The sequence below is a fragment of the Vogesella perlucida genome (assembly GCF_979366545.1).
On sequence record NZ_CEETRO010000002.1, the window covers coordinates 209,778 to 227,069 of the forward strand.

Annotated in this window: 13 protein-coding genes; 8 read left to right on the forward strand and 5 right to left on the reverse strand. The window is 61.6% G+C overall.

Going from position 1 to position 17,292, the window contains the following annotated elements; genetic code table 11:
* Positions 1-65 precede the first annotated feature (65 nt).
* From ACZ9XP_RS03600 to ACZ9XP_RS03610, 3 genes are all read right to left on the reverse strand, one after another.
* Positions 66-1,730 (reverse strand): cation acetate symporter, encoded by a 1,665-nt coding sequence (locus ACZ9XP_RS03600; protein WP_465188003.1) that lies wholly within the window; start codon positions 1,728-1,730, stop codon positions 66-68.
* The gene (locus ACZ9XP_RS03605) at positions 1,727-2,038 is read right to left on the reverse strand and encodes a DUF485 domain-containing protein (RefSeq protein WP_147684578.1); all 312 of its coding nucleotides are present in this window, start codon (positions 2,036-2,038) and stop codon (positions 1,727-1,729) included. The genes ACZ9XP_RS03600 and ACZ9XP_RS03605 overlap by 4 nt, the downstream gene beginning before the upstream one ends.
* A 386-nt stretch (positions 2,039-2,424) precedes the next feature.
* Positions 2,425-4,065, reverse strand: coding sequence for an acyl-CoA synthetase (locus ACZ9XP_RS03610; RefSeq protein WP_465188004.1), 1,641 nt, complete (start codon positions 4,063-4,065; stop codon positions 2,425-2,427).
* 179 nt (positions 4,066-4,244) lie between these two features.
* Here ACZ9XP_RS03610 and ACZ9XP_RS03615 point away from each other — a divergent pair, with 179 nt between their 5' ends.
* Both ACZ9XP_RS03615 and ACZ9XP_RS03620 read left to right on the forward strand, forming a co-directional pair.
* Positions 4,245-6,284, forward strand: a complete 2,040-nt coding sequence (locus tag ACZ9XP_RS03615) for a PAS-domain containing protein (protein ID WP_147684582.1) — start codon at positions 4,245-4,247, stop codon at positions 6,282-6,284.
* Positions 6,266-7,009: a response regulator transcription factor gene (locus ACZ9XP_RS03620; RefSeq protein WP_147684584.1), complete on the forward strand. Its 744-nt coding sequence runs from the start codon at positions 6,266-6,268 to the stop codon at positions 7,007-7,009. The genes ACZ9XP_RS03615 and ACZ9XP_RS03620 overlap by 19 nt, the downstream gene beginning before the upstream one ends.
* A gap of 15 nt (positions 7,010-7,024) precedes the next feature.
* Here the strand turns inward: ACZ9XP_RS03620 and ACZ9XP_RS03625 are convergent, their stop codons facing one another.
* Complete coding sequence (locus ACZ9XP_RS03625) at positions 7,025-8,065, reverse strand: oxidoreductase (RefSeq protein WP_147684586.1); 1,041 nt, start codon at positions 8,063-8,065, stop codon at positions 7,025-7,027.
* A gap of 101 nt (positions 8,066-8,166) precedes the next feature.
* A complete protein-coding gene (locus ACZ9XP_RS03630) occupies positions 8,167-9,150 on the reverse strand; it encodes a response regulator transcription factor (protein ID WP_465188005.1) in 984 nt (327 codons plus the stop codon).
* Between the two features lie 514 nt (positions 9,151-9,664).
* Between ACZ9XP_RS03630 and ACZ9XP_RS03635 the strand changes: the two genes are divergently transcribed.
* From ACZ9XP_RS03635 to ACZ9XP_RS03660, 6 genes are all read left to right on the forward strand, one after another.
* Positions 9,665-10,885, forward strand: coding sequence for an aspartate aminotransferase family protein (locus ACZ9XP_RS03635; RefSeq protein ID WP_147684591.1), 1,221 nt, complete (start codon positions 9,665-9,667; stop codon positions 10,883-10,885).
* 106 nt (positions 10,886-10,991) lie between these two features.
* Entirely contained in the window at positions 10,992-12,029 is a 1,038-nt protein-coding gene (gene aruF, locus ACZ9XP_RS03640) for an arginine/ornithine succinyltransferase subunit alpha (protein ID WP_147684594.1), read from the forward strand.
* Positions 12,026-13,057 (forward strand): arginine N-succinyltransferase, encoded by a 1,032-nt coding sequence (gene astA, locus ACZ9XP_RS03645; protein ID WP_147684596.1) that lies wholly within the window; start codon positions 12,026-12,028, stop codon positions 13,055-13,057. Before aruF ends, astA begins: the two co-directional genes overlap by 4 nt.
* Positions 13,057-14,517 (forward strand): succinylglutamate-semialdehyde dehydrogenase, encoded by a 1,461-nt coding sequence (gene astD / locus ACZ9XP_RS03650; RefSeq protein ID WP_147684598.1) that lies wholly within the window; start codon positions 13,057-13,059, stop codon positions 14,515-14,517. The genes astA and astD overlap by 1 nt, the downstream gene beginning before the upstream one ends.
* Positions 14,514-15,863 carry an N-succinylarginine dihydrolase gene (gene astB, locus ACZ9XP_RS03655; protein ID WP_147684600.1) on the forward strand — a complete coding sequence of 450 codons (1,350 nt, stop codon included), beginning with the start codon at positions 14,514-14,516 and terminating at the stop codon, positions 15,861-15,863. Before astD ends, astB begins: the two co-directional genes overlap by 4 nt.
* Positions 15,864-16,362: 499 nt before the next feature.
* Entirely contained in the window at positions 16,363-17,292 is a 930-nt protein-coding gene (locus ACZ9XP_RS03660) for a branched-chain amino acid ABC transporter permease (protein ID WP_147684602.1), read from the forward strand.

Here is a 17,292-nt window from a genome sequence, read left to right on the forward strand (position 1 = left end):
TGAAAAAGCCACCCCGCAGGGTGGCTGTGCTGGCTTGCGGCCAACGTTGGCCGCAAGTGGTCTGCTTAGTGGTTGTGTGCGCCCGCGGCACCGTGGCCGGTTTGTGCGCGCACAAACTGGTCGTCAAATCGGGCACGCTCGGTAGCCGCGGCTGCACTGCGGTCCAGCAGCGACACCACGATACTCACGGCAAAGGCCAGCGGCATGGAGAACAGCGCCGGGTGCTCGTACGGGAAGATGGCGGTTTCGTTGCCCAGCACCGTTACCCATACTGCCTTGGACAGAATCACCAGTGTGACCGCCGAGATCAGCCCGCTAAAGCCGCCCAGCAACGCACCACGGGTGGTCAGGTCTTTCCAGTACATGGACAGGATCAGGATAGGGAAGTTGGTGGATGCAGCTACACCGAAGGTCAGGCCCACCAGGAAGGCCACGTTCTGTTTCTCGAACAGGATGCCCAGCACAATCGCCAGTACACCGATGGCGACTGCCGCAATGCGCGACACTTTCAGCTCGGATTTCTCGTCAGCCTTGCCCTTTTTGATCACGGTAGCGTACAGGTCGTGCGAGATGGCCGACGCGCCCGCCAGTGCCAGGCCAGCGACCACGGCCAGAATGGTGGCAAACGCCACAGCAGACAAAAAGCCCAGGAACAGGTTGCCGCCTACGGCTTTGGCCAGATGCATGGCCACCATATTGCCGCCGCCTACCAGCTTGCCACCCAGTTCGCCGTTCACGAAGTATTGCGGGTCTTTGCCAATGATCACCACCGCAGCAAAGCCCAGTGTGCACACCACCAGGAAGAAGAAGCCGATAAAGCCGGTAGCGTAGAACACCGATTTACGCGCTTCCTTGGCATTCGGCACGGTAAAGAAGCGCATCAGGATATGCGGCAGGCCGGCAATGCCGAATACCAGGCCCAGCGACATCGACGCCACGTTCACCGGGTCGGCCAACATGCTGCCCGGGCCCATCATGCCCAGGCCGTCCTTGTGCACGGTAACGGCTTCGCGTGCCAGGGTTTCGTAGCTGAAGCCGAACTGCGCCATGGCCATGAAGGCCAGTGTGGTACCGCCAGCCAGCAGCAGTACGGCCTTGATGATCTGTACCCAGGTGGTGGCGATCATGCCGCCAAAAATCACATAGGCCATCATCACCACGCCGACCACCACCACGGCTACCGGGTAGTCCAGGCCGAACAGCAGCTGGATCAACTGGCCTGCACCCACCATCTGCACGATCAGGTAGAAGCTCACCACGGTGAGCGAGCCAAAAGCGGCAAAGGTGCGGATTTTGGTCTGGTCCAGCCGGTAGCTGGCGATATCGGCAAAGGTAAAGCGCCCCAGGTTACGCAGGCGCTCGGCCATCAGGAAGGTAATGATGGGCCAGCCCACAAAGAAGCCCACGGTGTAGATGAAGCCATCGTAGCCTTTGGCAAACACCATGCTGGACAGGCCCAGCAGGGTAGCGGCCGACATGTAATCGCCGGCAATGGCCAGGCCGTTCTGGAAGCCGGTGATGCCGCCGCCTGCGGTATAGAAGTCACTAGCGGAGCGGGTGCGGCGCGACGCCCAATAAGTAATGCCCAGGGTCAGCACCACAAACACCATGAACATGCCGATGGCGGCCACATTCAGTGGCTGTTTTTCCACGGCGCCAGCTACGGCAGGGCCGGCCAGGGCCAGTGGGCTGGCCGATAGCGCCAGCAGGGTAGCGAGGGTGCGCATCATGGCTGGCTCTCCTGCAGGATGGTGGCGGTCAGGCGGTCGAACTCGGTATTGGCGCGGTATACGTAATAACCGGTCAGTGCCCAGGTAAACACGATGATGGCAGCGCCTACCGGCACGCCCAGTGTTAACACGCCACCACCATGCAGTGCCTGGCGCAGGGTGTCGGGTGCCAGGGCCACCACCAGCATGTACAGGTAATAAATACCCAGGGTGAGCGCGGCCAGGGTCCAGGCCAGGGTAGAGCGCTTCTTCACCAGGGTGGCGAATTGCGGGTGTTGCCGGATGGCGTGTGTTGCATTGCCAGTCATGATCTCTCCTGTTTCTCGGTTGTGTTACTGCGGGGGGCCGCTCTGTGGCGGCTGGTGTCGAGCATTTACTCGCTTATGCTTGATGATTCCCTGTCAACCTTGCGCAACTGTGTGTGAAATGTAACGAAACATGAACGGGGCATGATTGGGCCCAGAGAGCCGTCTGGCAGGGGGTATTGCGCTGTGTGGCAGCCGCTTCGGGCCCACTGGCGTGGCAGCCTTGCAACAAATGCGCGTGGGCGACAAGGCAAAAAAATCCCCGCCGAAGCGGGGTATAAGGGGGAAATGTTCGCAGCGTAGCTACGAGGCCTGCCATGCCGGCACGATGCAGCCAACCAGAACACCCCTGTTGCAGGGTTGGCCGCAGGCGCTGCCGGTGCGGCGGGTTACTGGATGGCGGCGGCAGCGTTGGTTTGCTGGCGCAGCAGAAACTTCTGGATCTTGCCGGTAGAGGTCTTGGGGATAGGCCCGAAGATAATGCGCTTGGGCACCTTGAAGCGTGCCAGGTGGGCGCGGCAGTGTTCAATCACCGCTGCCTCGTCGCCCTCTACGCCTTCGCGCATTTCCAGGAAGGCGCACGGCACCTCGCCCCATTTCGGGTCCGGCAGGGCCACCACGGCCGCAGAGATCACGCCAGGGAAGCGGCACAGCACGTCTTCTACCTCGATGGACGAAATGTTTTCGCCACCGGAAATAATGATGTCCTTGGAGCGGTCCTTGATCTTCACGTAGCCGTCCGGCTGGATCACGGCCAGGTCGCCGGTGTGGAACCAGCCGCCTGCCAGCGATTCTTCGGTAGCGCGGGCGTTTTTCAGGTAGCCCTTCATCACCAGGTTGCCGCGGAACATGATCTCGCCCATGGTTTCGCCATCGTGCGGAACCTCGGTCATGGTGCTGGGGTCCATCACCGTCATGCCTTGCTGCATGGTGTAGCGCACGCCTTGGCGGCCGTTGCGCTCGGTGCGCCCGCCAATGTCCATGTGTGCCCATTCGTCCTGCTTGGCGCATACCGAGGCCGGGCCGTAGGTTTCAGTCAGCCCGTACACGTGGGTAATGTTGAAGCCCAGGGTTTCCATGCCTTCGATTACCGCTGACGGTGGCGCGGCGCCGGCCACCAGGCAGTTCACCTGGTGTTCGATGCCCTGTTTGCAGTCGTCCGGGGCATTGATCAGCATATTGTGCACAATCGGCGCGCCGCAGTAGTGGCTCACGCGATGGGTTTTGATCAGCTCGAAAATCAGTCTCGGGTCGACGCGGCGCAGGCAGACATTGGTGCCAACGTTGGCCGCCATGGTCCACGGGAAGCACCAGCCGTTGCAATGGAACATCGGCAGCGTCCACAGATAGGTGGCATGGCGCGGCATGCCCCAGTCCAGGATGTTGCAGCTGGCGTTCAGGTAGGCACCGCGGTGGTGGTACACCACACCCTTGGGGTTGCCGGTGGTGCCGGAGGTGTAGTTCAGCGAGATGGCGTCCCATTCGTTATCCGGCAGCTGCCAGGCGTAGTCGGGGTCGCCACCGGCAATAAAGGCTTCGTATTCGATACTGCCCAGGCGCTGGCCGGGGCCGGCGTATTCCGGGTCGTCCACGTCGATTACCAGTGGCGGCTTGTCCAGCAGTGCCAGGGCCGGGGCGATGGTGAACGAGAACTCGCGGTCGGTAATCAGTACCCGTGCCTCGCCGTGTTGCAGCATGAAAGCAATGGCTTCCGGGTCCAGCCGCGTATTCAGCGTATTCAGCACGGCACCGCACATCGGCACGCCAAAGTGACAGTCCAGCATGGCCGGGATATTGGGCAGCATCACCGCCACGGTGTCGCCCTTGGCAATGCCATGGCTAGCCAGTGCGCTGGCCAGGCGGCGGCTGCGCTCGTAAGCCTGCTGCCAGCTAAAGCGCTGGCTGCCATGCACGATGGCCGTACGGTGCGGGTAAACTGCCGCCGCGCGTTCGATATAGCTCAGCGGCGACAGCGGCACATGGTTGGCCGCAGTTTGGGGCAGATCTTGCTGGTAGCTGTGCAGGGACATCCGGTCACACTCCTCTGTCTGTGTTGCTGTCATTATCTGCACGATGATTGCCCCCAACCCTTGCGCAAGTTTGTGGCAATTGTAACGAATGATTTCAGCCGCGCTTTTGTGGTGCAAGCTGGCCTAAAATCGGGCTTTATATCGATAAGCCATTGCCATTAGCCGGGGAAAACGTCGTCATGTTGCAACACTCTGCCGCGGGGCTGGATAGCTCGCAGCGCAACGCCATGTTGCTGTACGGGCTGGACTTGCTGGACCAGGGCGTCACCGTGTTTGACGCCCAGCTGCGTCTGCTTGCGTGCAACCAGCGCTTTCTGGATTTGCTGGATTTTCCCCCGGAGCTGGGGCAGGTGGGTACACCGTTTGCCGACTACATGCGCTATAACGCCTACCGCGGCGAATACGGCCCCGGCGACCCCGAGCAGCAAGTGGCAGAGCGCGTGGCGCTGGCCCTGCGTTTCGAGCCGCACGACACCGAGCGCATCCGCCCGGACGGCTCGGTGCTGCGCGTGCGTGGCGAGCCGCTGCCATCAGGCGGCTTTATTGCGCTGTACACCGACAAAACCCAGCAACAGGCGTATGAGCGGCTGCAGCAGCAGCAAAAAGCCGATCTGGAATCGCACGTGCGCGCCCGCACCGCCGAGCTGGAAGCCGCCAACCAGCGCCTGCGTGAAGCGCATGCGGCCAACGTGCAGATTACCGCGGCCCTGCAGCGCAGCGAGGAGCGGCTACGGCTGATCACCGACACCATTCCCGCGCTGATTGCCTACTTCGATAAAGACCATATCTACCGCTATGCCAACAAAGGCTATAGCGACTGGTTTGGCCGCCGTAACGAGCACATCGTGGGGCAGCATATCGAGGCAGCACTGGGCAGCAAGTTTTATGCGGCGGTGGTGAGCTATGTGAACGAGGCGCTGACCGGCAAGCAGGTCACCTACGAATACTCGATGGAGAAAGACGACGGCACGCATATTTTTGCGCGTAGCACCCTGGTGCCGGAAATCGCCCCCGATGGCGAGGTGCTGGGCTGCTTTGTGTTGTCGTTCGACATTACCGAGCAAAAGCAAACCCAGTCGGCACTGGTGCAGGCGCAAAAAATGGAAGCCGTGGGCCAGCTGTCCGGCGGCCTGGCACACGACTTTAACAATATGCTGACCGTGGTGATCGGCAACCTGGCCGAGCTGCGCCGCCACGAGGCAGACAACACCGCACTACTGAGCTACCTGGACCCGGCGCTGCAAGCGGCCGAGCGCGGCGTGGCGCTGGTGCGCCGCCTGCTGACCTTTGCCCGCCAGCAGCCGCTGCTGCCCAGTGCGGTGGATATTGGCGCGCTGTTGCAGGACATGCTGCAGCTGATACGCCGTTCGCTGCCCGAAAGCATTGCGCTGCAAAGCCAGCTGCCTCCGGCACCGCTGTTTGCCATGGCCGACCCGCACCAGCTGGAAAGTGCCATCCTGAACCTGGTACTCAACGCCCGCGACGCCATGGCCGAGGGGGGTAGCCTGCAGCTGGCGGCCAGCCTGGCCCGGCTCAGCGAGCGCGAGGCAGCCGAATGGCAGCTGCAGGCCGGTGACTACGTGTGTATCGAGGTGGCCGACACCGGCTGCGGCATGTCCCCCGAGCTGCTGCTGCGCGTGTTCGAACCTTTCTTTACCACCAAGCGCTTTGGCAGCGGCAGTGGCCTGGGGCTGGCTATGGTCTACAGCTTTGCCCGCCAGTCTGGCGGGGCCATCCACGTGAGCAGTACGCCGGGCAAAGGCACGCGCTTTACCCTGCGCCTGCCGCACACCCAGCCCGCCGCACAGCCAGCCGGGCGGCTGAACTTCAGTGGCAAGGCAGGCGGGCGTGAACGGCCGCTGACCCTGCTGGTAGAAGACAACGCCGAAGTGCGCCGTGTGGTGCGTCTGCAGCTCACCAGCCTGGGCTACCCGGTGCTGGAGGCAGAAAGCGGCGACGAAGCCGCCCTGATGCTGGAAAACATCCCCGATATCGGCCTGCTGCTCAGCGATATCGTCATGCCCGGCACGCTGGATGGCCGCGCGCTGGCACAGTTGGCGCGCAGCCTGCTGCCACGCATCCGCGTGGTGTTGATGAGCGGCTACGACGACAGCAGCCAGCGCCCCGGTAGCGGCTTTGCCAAGCTGGAAAAACCCTTCACCCCGGCCGAGTTGGCCGCTTTGCTAGACGAGGTAATGTTGTGCCCACCGCAAGCCTGAGCCCTGCCGAGCCAGCCATCAGCGACAAGCTGGTGTATCTGGTAGAAGACGATCTGTCCATTTCGCGGTTGATCGTCACCATCCTGCGCGACTACCAGTTCCGCTGCGAGTCGTTCCGTACCGGCGCAACGCTGCTGCAGCGTGTGCGCCAGCAGCCGCCGGACCTGGTGATTGTCGACCTGGGCCTGCCCGATATGGACGGCATGGCCATCGTGCGCCAGGTGCGCGAGCAGCAGCGCTGTGGCGTGATCATCCTGAGCGGGCGCGGCCACGTGGGCGACCGCGTGATGGGGCTGGAAACCGGCGCCGACGACTACATCATGAAGCCGTTCGAGCCGCGCGAGCTGGTGGCGCGCGTGCGCAGCATCCTGCGCCGCTGCGACAAGCCGGCCGAGGGCAGTGCGGCCAACCCCACGCGCTGCGCCTGTTTTGCCGGCTGGCGCTACGAGATGGATAGCTACAAACTGTTGGCCGCTGATGGCACCGAGCGCACGCTCAGTGCGGGCGAAGGCCAGATGCTGCAGCGCTTTCTGGAGCGGCCCAACCGCGTGCTGCCGCGCGAGCAGCTGTTGGGCCAGGACGATATCTCACCCTACGATCGCAGCATCGATGTGCGCATTTCACGCCTGCGCCGCAAGCTGGAAGACGACAGCTACAACCCGCGCCTGATCAAAACGGTATACGGCGCGGGCTATTTGTTTGTCAGCAAGGTGGAATGGGTCTGAGGCCCGGGCGGCTGGCTAGCGTACCGGCAGGGTATGGCCCTGGGCGGCACTGGTGCTGGCCAGCTCGATAAGCTGCATCACCGCCATGGCCTGGCTGGCCGGTACAGGGTTGGCCGCACCGTCCAGTATGGCCGCCGCCACCCCGGCGTAGTAGTGGCGGTAGTCGCCGGGCAGCATGGCCACGGCGTGGCCGTGTTCCTGGCCGTCTTGCTGTACATAGTGCAGGCCCGGCAGCGGGTCGTGGCCCCAGCCGGCGCAGCCGGGTTTTTCTCCTAGTTTCAGCTGGCTTTCCTGGGTGTCCAGGCCGTATTTCACGTAGCTGCCCTGCGTGCCGTGTACGGCAAAACGTGGCGAGCCGCCACTGACCAGGCAGCTGGCCGACAGCAGCACGCGCAGGTGCGGGTAGTGCAGGCTGACATGGAAATAGTCGGTAGCCACTGCGCCGCTACGCTGTGCCGCCAGGTCGGCGTGCAGTGCGTGCGGCATGCCGAACAGCTGCAGCGCCTGGTCCAGCAGGTGCGGGCCCAGGTCATACCACAGGCCACCACCGGCCACGGCGGACTCGCGCCAGCGCACTTGTACCTGCGGGCGGTAGCGCTCGAAGCGCGATTCAAACAGGCGGATCTCCCCCAGGCTGCCGCTATCCAGCAGCTGGCGCAGCGTCAGGAAATCGGCATCCCAGCGGCGGTTGTGGAACACCGACAGCAGGCGCTGATGGTGGCCGGCCAGCACCTGCAGCTGGCGGGCTTCATCCAGGGTGGTGGTGAAGGGTTTGTCTACCACCACGTGCTTGCCGGCGCGCAGGGCGGCGTCGGCCTGCGGGTAGTGGCAGTCGTTGGGGCTGGCGATCACCACCAGGTCGATGGCGGGGTTGGCCAGGGCTTGCGCCGTGTCGCTGACCACGTGCACGCCGGGCTGTTCGGCCAGTAGCTGTTCGCCCTTGCTGCTGACGATGGTATGCAGGCGCAGGCGCGGCTCGGCATGAATCAGCGGGGCATGAAAGGTGCGGCCAGCGTAGCCATAGCCAATCAGGGCAACATTCAGAGGGGGTGTCATGCGCGCTCCACAGTAGGGCAGGCCGTGTGGCCGGCAGCCAAGCTTGCATGAAAAAGCCCGTGTACGCTAGCTAGTACACGGGCTGTAGATGGGTGCGCAACTTAGCTTTTTTGCATGCCCAGCATCAGTTGGTCGAACAGACGGCCAATGGCGTTTTGCTGCTCCGGGCTCAGGCCCAGCGTGGCGCTGGCTGCCGGTAGCTGGCGGCGTAGCTCTACCAGGCTGGTTTGCTGGGCCTGGATGCGCGCTTGCAGGGCAGACACCTCGCGGTGCAGCTCGTCCAGGCCCTGCGCGCGCGAGGCGGCCACTTCGGCCAGAATGGCCAGGTGGTCGCGCAGGCGGCCGCAGCGGTCTTCGTTGTCCAGCGGCATGTCGCGCACCACGAGGCAGCAATGCGGGTAGTTGAACGAGGTGTTGCTGCCGGACGAGTAGATGTGCGTCAGCGTGCGCGCATTGGCAATAATGCTGGCCTCCAGCGGCGTGGCCTGGCCATCGGTAGCGTGCAGGTGTTCGCCCTGGCTGCCGTATACCTGCATGCAGCCATGCAGGCCGTAGGCTTCTAGCGTGTTGCCGATGGCTTGGGTAATTTCCTGGTAGCTGTCCAGTTTGTTGATATTGCGGATAAAGTCCACCAGCACGCCCATTTCCGACATGGCGGTCATGGCGGTCATGGCGGCAGAAAAGGCGCTGCGGCCGTTTTCTTGCAGCTGGCGCTGCTCGTCACGCTGGCGCAGTACCAAAGCCAGCTTTAGCAGCAGCTCGCGCGGGTCGATGGGTTTGCACAGAAAGTCATTGCCGCCGGCATCGTAGCCTTGCAGCCTTTCTTGTAGCTCCACATGGGCAGAGATAAACAGGATGGGCATGTCCAGCCCTTGCTCGCGTAGCCGGCGGCAGACTTCGTAGCCGTCCATTTCCGGCATTTCCACGTCCAGCAGGATGACATCCGGGGTGTCTTCTTCTGTCAGCGCGAGGGCTTCCTTGCCTTGGGTGGCAAAGCGCGTAGCGTAGTGCCCCTCCAGTACGCTGGCGTAAAAAGCACGCTGGGTTTTACTGTCTTCGACGACCAGCAGCTTTGCTTCGGACATGCCTATCTCCTTGCTTGAATCTGGAATGCGCAGACCTGCCATGGCAGCTGCTTGTCAATTAGCCTGTAACTTTACTGCATCTGTTGTAAAAGTTAGATGTTATTTCGATATTTTGCTGGCCAGATTGCAGTGAATCAGGCTGGCGCACCTGCTATGCCGGTGGGCAGGGGCGATATGGCCTATGCGGTGTGCGATATGGCCAAGGCAGGGCCGAGCCATGTGTTGGCCACTGGCAGGCCTGATGCAGGGCGAATTTTGCGTGGCCTAAAAGCAGAAAACCGTGGCGCTATTTTGCATTTCGATGATTTAAGTTTATGAAATAAAACCGTTTTTTGTGGGTGGCACATTGTTGGACAAAACAGGAAAAAGTGTAAGCGCATGTCGCAAAGAGGATATGGCCTGCTGCAGAGATTCGATTAGAATCGTTGCAAGACTGATGTAACAGTGCGCGGCGTACGCAGCGCGGGCTGTGAACAAACAATAATTGCGACAAATTGCAGGAAGGAACCCATCAATGAGCAACACTGTCACTCGCGACACATTCGACCAGGTTATGGTGCCCAACTACAGCCCGGCCGGTTTTATCCCGGTAAAGGCTGAAGGCTCCCGCGTGTGGGACCAGCAGGGCCGCGAGTTTATCGACCTGGCCGGTGGCATCGCCGTGAACTCGCTGGGCCACTGTCACCCGGAAGTGGTGGCCGCCCTGACCGAGCAAGCCGGCAAACTGTGGCATGTTTCCAATGTGTTTACCAACGAGCCTGCACTGCAGCTGGCCAGCGCGCTGGTAGAAAAGACCTTTGCCGAGCGCGTGTTTTTCTGTAACTCCGGCGCCGAAGCCAACGAAGCCGCTTTCAAGCTGGCACGCAAATACGCGGCCGACCACTACAGCGCCGACAAGTACGAAATCATCTCCTGCACCAACTCGTTCCACGGCCGTACCGTGTTTACCGTGAACGTGGGCGGCCAGCCCAAGTACGCCGAAGGCTTTGGCCCGAACCCGGTCGGTATTACCCATGTACCGTTTAACGATATCGACGCCCTGAAAGCCGCCATTTCCGACAAGACCTGCGCCGTGGTGATCGAGCCGGTACAGGGCGAGGGCGGTGTGATGCCGGCCGACCTGGCGTACCTGCAAGCTGCCCGCGAGCTGTGCAATGCGCACAACGCGCTGCTGGTGTTCGACGAAGTGCAAACCGGTGTTGGCCGCACCGGCTCGCTGTATGCCTACCAGGAATACGGCGTGACCCCGGACATCCTGTCCAGCGCCAAAGGCCTGGGCGGTGGCTTCCCGATCGGTGCCATGCTCACGACCACGGCAATCGCCAAGAGCCTGGCGGTAGGCACCCACGGCACCACCTACGGCGGTAACCCGCTGGGTGCCGCCGTGGCCGGCAAAGTGGTCGAGATTGTCAGCCGCCCCGAAGTGCTGGCCGGTGTGCGCGCCAAGCATCAGCGCTTTGTGGATGGCCTGAATGCCATCAACGCCAAGTACAACGTCTTTAAAGAAGTACGCGGCATGGGCCTGCTGATTGGTGCCGTGGTATCGGACGAGTTTGCCGGCCGCGCCCGCGATTTCCTGAAAGCGGCAGAAGCCGAACAGCTGATGGTGCTGGTAGCCGGCTTGTCGGTGGTGCGCTTTGCCCCGTCGCTGGTGATTACCGAGCAGGATATCGACGACGGCCTGGCGCGTTTCGACGCCGCCGTGGCTGCTGTGGTCGCCGCTAGCCGCAGCTAAGCCGTACCCGGTCAATACCCCTGATACAAAGGAACACCGCTGCCAGCCCGGCAGCGGTGCGGGGCAGGCTGCGCCTGCGCCGGATAATAACGAGAGAGAGGCTTTCATGCTGATCGTGCGCCCAGTACGCATTTCCGATCTGCCGCTCATTGAAACCATGGCGGTGGAGAGTGGCATTGGCGTAACCAGCTTGCCGAACAATCGGGAAAAGCTTTACGAAAAAATCCAGACCTCGCTGGGGGCTTTCGAACACGAAACCATCGCCGGAACCGGGCGTGAATACTATATGTTCGTGCTGGAAGACGAAGGCCGGGTGATCGGTACCGCGTCCATCAGCGCGTCCGCCGGTTTTGAAGAGCCGTTCTACAGCTACCGCAGCGAAACCATGGTGCACGCCTCGCGCGCGCTGCAGGTGAACAACCGCATCCATGTCCTGACCATGTGCCATGACCTCACCGGTATGGTGCAGTTGTGCGGCTTTTTCTGTTCGCCGCAGTACCCCATTCGTGCCTACGAGCTGCTGTCGCGTGCCCGTCTGCTGTATATGGCGGCCGCGCGCGAACGCTTTGGCCGCCGCATTCTGGTAGAGATGCAAGGCATGCTGGACGAAAACGACCAGTCGCCGTTCTGGGATGCCATTGGCCGCCGCTTCTTCAATATGGATTTCCCGCAGGTAGAGCAGGCATTTGCCCAGCGTAGTAAGACCTTCATTGCCGAGCTGATGCCCACTTACCCTATCTACGTACCCCTGCTGCCCGATGCGGCACAGAACGCCATTGGCCAGATTCACCCCGATTTCGAGCGCCCGTTCAGCATCCTGTCGCGCGAGGGCTTCGAGGCCGACGACTACATCGATATTTTTGACGGCGGCGCCGTGCTGACCGCCGAGGTAGACCAGCTGTTTTCGCTGCGCCAGCAGGGCGTGTACCCGGTAGAGGTGGCACCTGTGCTGCCGGCCGGCGCGCAGGAAATGTTGCTGTCCAACCACCGCAGCAGCCAATTTGCCGCCACCCAGGCGCACGCCAGCCTGGTAGACGACGTGATGTTCATTACCCAGGAGACAGCCCGTGCGCTGTCTGTCAGCAGCGGCCAGCGCATCTGTGCCGCCCCGTTGCTGCCTGAAGCCGGGAGGGCCCAAGCATGATGGTAATTCGCCCCGTACGGGCAGGGGATCTGCCCGGTTTGATGGACCTGGCGCGTAGCGCCGGTGTCGGGCTCACCAGCTTGCCGGTGAATGAAGACAGGTTGGCCGCACGTATTGCCCGCTCCGAGCGCAGCTTTAGCGGCGAGGCCGAGCTGGCCGAGCGCGGCTATGTATTTGTGCTGGAAGACACCGATAGCGGCCGCGTTGGCGGTATCTGTGCACTGGAAGCGGCAGTGGGCCTGAAAGAGCCCTGGTACAACTACCGCGTGGGCAATATCGTGCATGCGTCCGAAGAGCTGGACGTCTACACCCGTCACGAAACCCTGTTCCTGTCCAATGACCACACCGGTTACAGCGAGCTGTGCACGCTGTTCCTGCATCCGGACTTCCGCGTCAACAAGAACGGTGGCCTGCTGTCCAAGAGCCGCTTTCTGTTTCTGGCGCAATTCCACCAGCTGTTTGGCAAGGTGGTGGTGGCCGAAATGCGCGGCGTGTCCGACGAGCAAGGCAAATCGCCGTTCTGGGAGGCCTTGGGCCGCCATTTCTTCTCGATGGAGTTTGCCGAGGCAGACTACCTGACCGGCGTGGGGCAAAAATCCTTTGTGGCCGAGCTGATGCCCAAGTTTCCGGTGTACATCGACTTTTTGCCGCAAGCCGCGCAGGACGTTATCGGCAAGACACACGACAACACCCGCCCGGCGGTGGCCATGCTGCATAGCGAGGGCTTCCGCTACGAAGGCTACGTCGACATTTTTGACGCCGGCCCTACCGTACAGGCTTATGTACAAGACGTACGCGCCGTGCGCGAAAGCCGCGTGCTGCCCGCCAGCATCGGCGCCCAGCCCGACGGCCAGGCCGAGTGGTATCTGGTGGCCAATACCGGCTACGACAGCTTCCGCGTGATTCTGGCCGAGCTGGTGCGCGGGCCGGAGGGCGTAACGCTGAGTGCCGAACAGGCCAGCGCATTGAATATCAAGCAGGGCGACCCCGTGCGTATCGTCACGCTGTCGCCAAAGGAGACTGCATAGTGACTACCCAGTTTATCGATGGCAGCTGGTTCGCCGGCGAAGGCGAGCTGCTGAACAAAACCAACCCGGCCACCGGTGAGACAATCTGGCAAGGCCAGGCCGCCAGCGCGGCACAAGTTGGCCGCGCTGTGGCTGCCGCCCGCGCCGCCTTCAAAGCCTGGGCACGCCTGCCGCTGGACGAGCGCCTGGCCATTATTCGCCGTTTTGGCGAACTGCTGGCCGCCAACAAGGCCCAGCTGGCCGAGGTGATTGCCCGCGAAACCGGCAAACCGATGTGGGAAGCGCAAACCGAAGTCACCACCATGGTGAACAAGGTGGATATCTCCATCAAGGCCTACCACGAGCGCACCGGCGAGCGCGCCGCACCGATGGGCGATGCCCAGGCAGTATTGCGCCACAAGCCGCACGGCGTGGTGGCGGTGTTTGGCCCCTATAACTTTCCGGGCCACCTGCCCAACGGCCATATCGTGCCCGCGCTGATTGCCGGTAACACCGTGGTATTCAAACCGTCCGAGCTGACCCCGTGGACCGCACAGGAAACCGTGCGCCTGTGGGCCGAGGCAGGCCTGCCGGCTGGCGTGATCAGCCTGCTGCAAGGCGCCAAGGAAACCGGCATTGCGCTGGCCAACCACGACGGCATCGACGGCCTGTTCTTTACCGGTAGCTCGGCCACCGGCAACCTGCTGCACAAAACTTTTGGCGGCCAGCCAGAGAAAATCCTGGCGCTGGAAATGGGCGGCAACAACCCGCTCATCGTCGGCCAGGTGGCCGATGTGGACGCGGCGGTGCACCACGTTATCCAGTCGGCCTTTGTGTCCGCCGGCCAGCGTTGCACCTGTGCACGCCGCCTGCTGGTGGCTGCCGGTGCAGCAGGCGACGCGTTTGTTGCGCGCCTGGTGCAGGTGGCGGCCAACCTCAAGGTAGGTTTGTATAACGATGAGCCGCAGCCCTTCATGGGCTCGGTGATTTCCAATGCGGCAGCCGATGCGCTGTTGGCCGCACAGGCCAGCCTGCAGGCTAGCGGCGGCAAGGTACTGCTGGAAATGAAACGGCTGTCGGCCAGCGGCGCGCTGCTGAGCCCGGGCATTATCGATACCACCCACGCACAGCGCCCGGACGATGAGTTCTTCGGCCCGCTGCTGCAGATCATCCGCTACAACGATTTCGCGCAAGCCATCGATATCGCCAATGACACGCGCTTTGGTCTGGCGGGCGGTGTGCTGTCCGACGACCGCGCCCAGTACGAGCACTACCTGCTGGAAGCGCGCGCCGGCGTGGTGAACTGGAACAAACCGCTGACCGGCGCGTCCAGCGCGGCACCGTTTGGTGGCATCGGTGCCTCCGGCAACCATCGCCCTAGCGCTTACTACGCGGCCGACTACTGCGCCTGGCCGGTGGCGTCGCTGGAGTGCGACAGCCTGACCGTACCGGCACAACTTTCCCCGGGGATCACGCTATGAGCCAAGCATTTGAAGTGAACTTTGATGGCCTGGTGGGCCCCACGCACAACTACAGCGGCTTGTCGTTCGGTAATGTGGCCTCTACCGGCAACCAGCGTGCGGCGTCCAACCCCAAGCTGGCGGCCAAGCAGGGCCTGGCCAAAATGAAGGCGCTGCACGACCTGGGCTTCAAGCAGGGCGTACTGGCCCCGCACGAGCGTCCGGATGTGGCCAGCCTGCGCCAGCTGGGCTTTAGCGGTACCGACGCCCAGGTGATTGTCCGCGCCGCCAAAGAAGCGCCAGCCATTCTGGCTGCGGCCACGTCGGCATCGTGCATGTGGACAGCCAACGCTGCCACTGTCAGCCCATCCGGCGACACCGCCGACGGCCGCGTGCACTTTACCCCGGCCAACCTGAACAACAAGTTTCACCGTTCCATCGAGCACCCCACCACGCGCCGCATCCTGCAGGCCATGTTTGCTGATGAAAGCCGCTTTGCCGTCCATGCGGCGCTGCCGGCACAGATGCACTTTGGCGACGAAGGTGCGGCCAACCATACGCGCTTCTGCCACGAGTACGACGGGGCGGGGGTGGAGTTCTTTGTGTTTGGTGCCTCGGCTTTTGATGGCCGCTACCCGAAACCGGCACGCTTCCCGGCACGGCAGACACTAGAGGCCTGCCACGCGGTGGCGCGCCTGCACGGCCTGAAGGAAGAGGGCGTGGTGTACGCCCAGCAAGACCCCGACACCATCGACGCCGGTGTCTTCCACAACGATGTGATCTCGGTAGGTAACCGCAATGTGCTGTTCCACCACGAGAAGTCGTTCCTGCATCAGCAAGACGTGCTGAACGAGCTGGCGCGCAAGTTGGCCGCGGTGGGCGGGCAGTTTGTGCCTATCGAGGTGCCGCAGGCCGACGTGACCGTGGAAGAAGCGGTGAAGAGCTATCTCTTTAACAGCCAGCTGCTGTCCCGTGCCGACGGCAAGATGATCATTGTGGTGCCGGAAGAGTGCCGCAACATCGAGCGTGTGTGGACGTACCTGCAGAAACTGGTGCACAGCGGTGGCCCGATTGCTGAAATCCGCGTCTTTGACCTGAAGCAGAGCATGCAGAACGGCGGTGGCCCGGCCTGCCTGCGCTTGCGTGTGGCACTGTCGGCCAGCGAGATTGCGGCAGTGAACCCGAATGTAATGATGAGCGAGGCGCTATTTGGCACGCTTAATGCTTGGGTAGACCGGCATTATCGCGACCGCCTGGCGCCGGAGGATCTGGCCGATCCCCAGTTGCTGGTGGAATGCCGTACTGCACTGGATGAGCTCACTGGCATTCTGGGTCTTGGCACGGTTTACCCGTTCCAGCTGGCCTGATTACTGCCATATGGCATGAAAAGCCGCAGCCTTCCCGGGCTGCGGCTTTTTGCTGTCTGGCGGTCAAAAACGAATACGGTAGATTGTATACAGAATGTTGCCGTCGCATATTCGCAAAAACGAAACGTTGGCGTGACTGCATTGTTCGAAATGGAAAATAATTGGCACAATTTAAGTTGATAAGCGAAAATTTTTAAAACCCGCCTCATCTGAAAATAACATCCCAAATGCGTAATATTTTGCACTGCAATATATTGCCGCGCCCCTGTTTTGACTAAAAAACACTAGCAAAATCAAATGCTTGCAAAAAAATAAAAAAATGCTGCAAAAAGGTGAAATTCGCCTTTCTTTAAGATTGACAGTCAATTGGATACACCTACATAATCCGCTCGGCTTGTCTTACAGTTGACAGTCTGTAAGGTGCGGCCAACAAGATGGCATATAGAGGGTAAACCCCCGGATAAAGCTATCGGGACCATCAATCTAAGGAGATCCCACCGTGGACATTTTTCTGCAACAGATCCTGAATGGACTTGTGCTGGGCAGTATTTATGCCCTTATCGCACTTGGCTATACCATGGTGTACGGGATCATGGGCCTCATCAACTTTGCTCACGGCGAAGTAGTGATGTTTGGCGCTATGGTTACCATCACCGTTATTTCCCTGCTCACCAGCGCAGGCGTGGCTTTGCCAGGCCCCGTTCTGGTGCTTATCGGCCTGTTGGTGGCGATTCCGGCGTGTATGTTGCTGGGCTTCGTGATCGAGCGTGTGGCCTACCGCCCGCTGCGTAATGCACCAAAACTGGCCCCGCTGATCACCGCGATCGGCCTGTCCATCGTGCTGCAGCAAGCGGCCATCCTGATCTGGGGTCGTAACTACATCCCGTTCCCGCCCATCCTGAGCCATGACACCATCGACGTGTTCGGTGCCACCATCACCCAGCTGCAAGTCGGCATTGTGGTGCTGTGCCTGGCGCTGATGGTAGGTCTGCTGGTGGTGGTTGAAAAAACCAAGCTGGGCCGCGCCATGCGTGCGACCAGCCAGAACCCGGCGGTTGCCGGCTTGATGGGCGTCAACGTTAACACCATCATTTCCGCTACCTTCGTTATCGGCTCGGCACTGGGTGCCATTGCCGGTGTGATGGTGGCCACCAACTACGATCAGGCTCACTACTACATGGGCTTCATGATCGGCCTGAAAGCGTTTACTGCAGCGGTGCTGGGTGGTATCGGCAACCTGGGTGGCGCGGTAGCCGGCGGTATCCTGCTGGGTATCATCGAAAGTCTGGGTGCCGGTTATATCGGTGACCTGACCGGTGGTTTCCTGGGCTCGCACTATCAGGACATCTTTGCCTTCATGGTGCTGATTGCGGTGCTGATTTTCCGTCCTTCTGGCCTGCTGGGCGAGAAGATGGCCGATCGCGCTTAA